General features: G+C 47.7%; 4 protein-coding genes. 3 read left to right on the top strand and 1 reads right to left on the bottom strand.

Translation table 11 applies throughout. The features are described from left to right. Positions 1-1,996 (bottom strand): EAL domain-containing protein (locus tag ACLTD4_RS32100; protein ID WP_412331890.1); only part of this gene is annotated, 1,996 nt, incomplete at its 3' end. Positions 1,997-2,146: 150 nt separating this feature from the next. Between ACLTD4_RS32100 and ACLTD4_RS32095 the strand changes: the two genes are divergently transcribed. The 3 genes from ACLTD4_RS32095 (at position 2,147) to ACLTD4_RS32085 (ending at position 4,657) form a co-directional block, all read left to right on the top strand. After that, positions 2,147-2,269 carry a hypothetical protein gene (locus ACLTD4_RS32095; protein WP_270468053.1) on the top strand — a complete coding sequence of 41 codons (123 nt, stop codon included), beginning with the start codon at positions 2,147-2,149 and terminating at the stop codon, positions 2,267-2,269. Beyond that, positions 2,266-3,690, top strand: coding sequence for a GntR family transcriptional regulator (locus ACLTD4_RS32090; RefSeq protein ID WP_412331889.1), 1,425 nt, complete (start codon positions 2,266-2,268; stop codon positions 3,688-3,690). The genes ACLTD4_RS32095 and ACLTD4_RS32090 overlap by 4 nt, the downstream gene beginning before the upstream one ends. A 103-nt stretch (positions 3,691-3,793) precedes the next feature. Beyond that, a complete protein-coding gene (locus ACLTD4_RS32085; RefSeq protein ID WP_117622914.1) occupies positions 3,794-4,657 on the top strand; it encodes a hypothetical protein in 864 nt (287 codons plus the stop codon). Positions 4,658-4,766 lie beyond the last annotated feature (109 nt).

Raw genomic sequence — 4,766 nt, 5'->3', positions numbered from 1 at the left:
ATCCAAAATCGTCCAGGGAACATAAAAATCCAAGCTGATGCATCTGGCGGATCATTTCCTTTACCACATTAATCTGGCGGTTGTCAAAGAAGATGGATTCCGTCAGTTCAAACTCGATCATTCCCGGCGGTATCTCGTATTCTTTTGCAATATCTGCAAATTTTTTCAAAAAGTTTTGTTCCAGGAAATGCTGGCGCGATAAATTAACGGAAACAGGGATCGGATTTTTTCCGCTTGCGATCCAGGCGTGCAGCGTTTGGCAGACCTGTGTGAAGATATAGAAATCCAGGCTGCATATTTTTCCGTTCATCTCGAACAGAGGTATGAAATCCGAGGGATAGATTACACCCTTTTCCGGATGAATCCAGCGCACCAGCGCCTCGGCGCCTTCCGCCCGGTTAGTCTCCAGCCTGATCTTCGGCTGTAAATACACTTTAAAATCATGATTTTTTATGGAACTGTCAAATAAATCATTTAGTTCCTGTTCCATCTTCATGCGCTCGGTCAGGCTGTTGTTGTAAAAGGCGCATTTTTCTCTGTGTTCGGCAGTCTGGCTCTGGCATGCCAGTCTGGCGCGGTCCTGCAGAAGCGTGATCTCCAGACTGGGGTCATCCACCACGCAGGCTCCCTGCCGAAACGTCATGTGGCAGGCGGGCAGATCCGTGCTGCGAAAGGCGTTGATTTCCCGGATCATCTCATCCAAACGGTTCTGAAGTCTCTCCGGTTCGTGTTCTTTCAGACACAGAAAGAAGTGATCCGATTCCACACGGGCGGCAAATTCATCGTCCGCAGGCCGGAGCTGGCGTTCCAGAACCTGGTATAAGTAGGCCAGAATCCGGTTTCCGGTCGGTATGCCCAGGCGTTCGTTGATAAGTTTAAAACCATTGACATTTACCAGCAGGATGGAATACGTATCGGGAGCCATAGTTTTCGCCAGTTCCGTGTATTTCAGTTGAAATGCCGCATTGTTGGGACCTCCGGTAAGCGGGTCCACAAAGGCCAGACGTTCCAGCTGTTTCCTGTGAATGTGGTAGAAACGGTATACCGAAAACAGGAACAGGGAGAAGAGCAGTATGGTCAGTCCAATGATGACAAATGACTGCAAAATATAGCGCTCCGCGCCGCTGGACAGAAAATTCGCAGGTATGAGCGTCAGCAGAAACCAGTCATTCACGCCGAGTGAATTGTAGGACAGGATCAGATTTTCCTTCGTAACCGCCGTAAATTTCAAGATACCATTTTGGTTGCTTTTCATGTTTTCCTGCATTTGGTGAATATCATCTACGACCTTCTTATCCTTATTCTCCCTGAAAATATCATCCAGCTGCAGAAATGGCTTTAAGTCTGTGGGTGAAATTACCACCTGCCCATTACTGTTGATGATGCAGCTGAGCATCTCGCCGTCAAAGTTCTTGGTGGAAATCATGGCCTGCATATTCTCCTTGCTTCTTACACCGATGAGAACTTCATCGATCTGGCCTTTCCTGGATATTGGGACCGAATAAAAAATACTTTGTCCCCCTATGTAATTTGCCTTTACCTCCCCCTTAAAAGAGGCGAGAACGCCGTCAATCTGAAAGAAGTCTGCGGAAGCGATCCAGGGAGGAGCGGAGTCGCCGTCAGAGGAAATGATGGTGCCATCCCTGTGCAGCAGAATTAACGGGTCAAACTCCAGGATCTGCGCTTTTCTGTGTAAAAATTCCACCAGTTGTTCTTCCCCGGTACAATCCTCATCCAGATGGGAAGTCGTATCGGATATTGTGACGAGACTCGTCATTTTATTGGTCAGAGCGTCGTGGATATCGCGGGCGGTCTGTACGGTTACGTCGTCTAAGTATTTTTGTGTGCTTTGATTTAAGGCTATGCGCAGATCTGCTGCATTTCCGATTAAAATTGTAAAAACCAGAAGAATCCCTACGGACAGGACTCCGATTTGCAGGCCTTTCCTGAAAAAGGGATTGTGAAAATCAGGTTTTTTCTGTTCTCGTAATTTCATCTATATTGTCTCCATTTATAAAGTACATTGTGATAGTTATACTCCGTTTTATTTTAATTTACCCTATTTGAGAAATCAATATAATATTTGTGTACGTTAGCATATAGTATGGAGAGAAAATGTGATATAATGAAGGTGGTTTTGTGAATTATGAGGCAGGCCAGAGAGAAGAAAAACGATTCTGGGAAGAGGGATTTTGAAAGGGAGATAAGATGGAAGAGAAGAGGACACTATTTGAATATTTATATAAAAATCTCAGAGAGCAGATTATGACAGGATACTTAAAATATGGAGATCCGCTGCCATCCATGAGCCAGCTCTGCGAAAATTACCATGTGGGGATCCGGACGGTAAAGGATGTTCTGGCTGCATTGAAAAAAGAGGGGCTTATCCATACCGAAGAGAGGCGGCCCTCAATCGTGGCGTATCAGCCGGACCGTGAGGTGCAGAAGGAACATGCCATAAGATCCGTGCTGGAGCGGAGGCATACGATTCTGGAGGTCTATAGGACGATGGAACTGATTATGCCGCGGCTTTTCGCATTTTCCGTAGTATCCTGCGGCGGGGAGAAGGTGAGCCTGAGCTTTCGGCAGCTAAAACGAAGCAGCAAAAAGGAGATTGCTGTCCGTTGGAAGGCTTCATCGGCGGCGCTGCATAATCTTTTGGATGCTTCGGACAACCTGCTGTTTCGGGATGTGTTTACGAGCCTTGAGATCTGCGCGCGTGTCCCATTTTTCCTTGAATTCCGGAAGTCTCCGGCATTTTCGGCTTCATACAGGGCGTATAAGGATCCGCTGTGGATGCTGGAGGCGGTCAATACAGGTGATCCGAAGGAAGTGCGCCGGTGTTTTCAGACAATGTATCATGCGATCGCAGGCGATGTTAAGCAGTATATGGAAGAACTGGCGGTTATGGTTCCATTTCCGGCGGAAGAGGGGCAAAGCTATTATTACTGGAGTCCGGAAAAGGGAAGGGACCATTATTACATGCAGATTACCCGTGATTTAATTGATAAGATTGGAGTGGGAACTTACCGGGATGGGATGTTTCTGCCTTCTGAGGCCGCACTGGCCGAAGAATACAAAGTCTCTGTCTCTACGATCAGGAAAGCGGTGGCCATGCTGAATAAATGTGGATTCTGCCATACATACAATGTCAGGGGAACACAGGTGACGCTGTTCAATGACGATGCAACTGTGCAGTGCATGAAGAACAGGGTATTTAAGAATGATACGCTGCTTTATTTGAGCGGGCTTCAGTTTATGGCTGTCGCGGTCTGGCCTGCTGCCATGCTTACTGCCGAATCGATGAAAGGGGAAGCCAGGGACCTGCTGGAAAAAATAGAGCAGCCCGGAGCGGTTCCGCTGGATCTGATTATGCATTCCATGGCGGAGCACCTTTCCCTGAGACCGTTTCAGGTGATACTGCAGGAGGTGAGCGGACTGCTCCACTGGGGATATTACTATAGTTTTTACAGCGATGGTTCCACACAATCCAATGAACTGAACCGGCGGTGCCGGAAGGCAATGGATTGTCTGCTTGAGGGAGAGGCAGAGGCATTTGCCCGTCAGCTTTCGCTTTGCTACTGCCATGTGCTGGAGGTGGTCCGGGAGCACATGGTTCAGTGTGGGCTTTATGAAGCGAAAAATCTGGTCACGCCAAACCCGGAAGATTGGGAAGTGACTGGGGAATAAAAAATATTTAAATATTTTCATATGGCTGCGATAAAATGTAAGTCTGCTCCGTTGTAAGGATGAAAAGGAAGAAAAAACAGTTTTACACGAAAGGAGTAAAGATATGAAGAAAAATTTTATGGCGGCCATAGCGGCAGCTGCAACGGTAGCTTTAGGAGGATTGGGGCTTTATTTGGGGGCTCCCAGCCAGTATCTGGCATTTGATATTAATCCAAGCATCGAATTGAAGGCGAACAGGCTGAATCAGGTCGTTTCTCTAAAGGGGACGAACGAAGACGGAAAAAAACTGTTACAGGGGTATCGCATGAAGGACAGGAACCTCGACTATGTCCTGGAAGATGTGGTCGATCTGCTGGACCAGGGGGGATATTTTACCAACAAGGACAAAAATGATATCCTGCTGACCGTAAAGTCCGGTTCGGCCTCAGAAACCACGGTTAAAAATGTGAACCACCATCTTGCAGACTATCTGGAGGAATGTCAAATCGAAGGCCGTGTTCTGGATCAGCATGTAAGCTTGACGAAGGAATTAAAGAAGCTGGCGGAGGAACACCACATATCCGCCGGACGTATGGCCCTGATCGAAAAGATTCTGGCAAAGGATGACAGTGTGACGGCCAATCAGCTGGCGAATATGCGGATCAGCGATCTGGTGGCTTACGCAAAGGACGAGGGCATCTCTCTGGATGCCCTGGAAGATAAGCTTGACCACGTTAATGACTGGTACCGAAGCGACAGGCTTGAATGGCTGGAGGATGAGCTGGATCGGATGGCGGAGAGTGAGGCGGCAGGCGGGAAGTATGATGATGATCATGATGATGACGTTGATCGTGACGATGAAGATGATCGTTACGATGAAGATGATCGTGACGATGAAGATGATCGTGACGATGAAGATGATCGTGACGATGAAGACGATCGTGACGACGACCATGGCCAACATGAAGACGCTGGCCGCGAAGGTTGAAGACGATCATGATAATAACCGATATGATAACGCTGGCCGTATAGGTTGATGACAATCAATATGATAACGCTGGCCGCGAAGGTTGCTGGCCATCAATATGATAACGCTG

This window comes from Hungatella sp. (assembly GCF_046966825.1).
The sequence above is the reverse complement of the archived record's forward strand: the minus strand, read 5'-3'. Positions and strand labels throughout refer to the sequence as shown.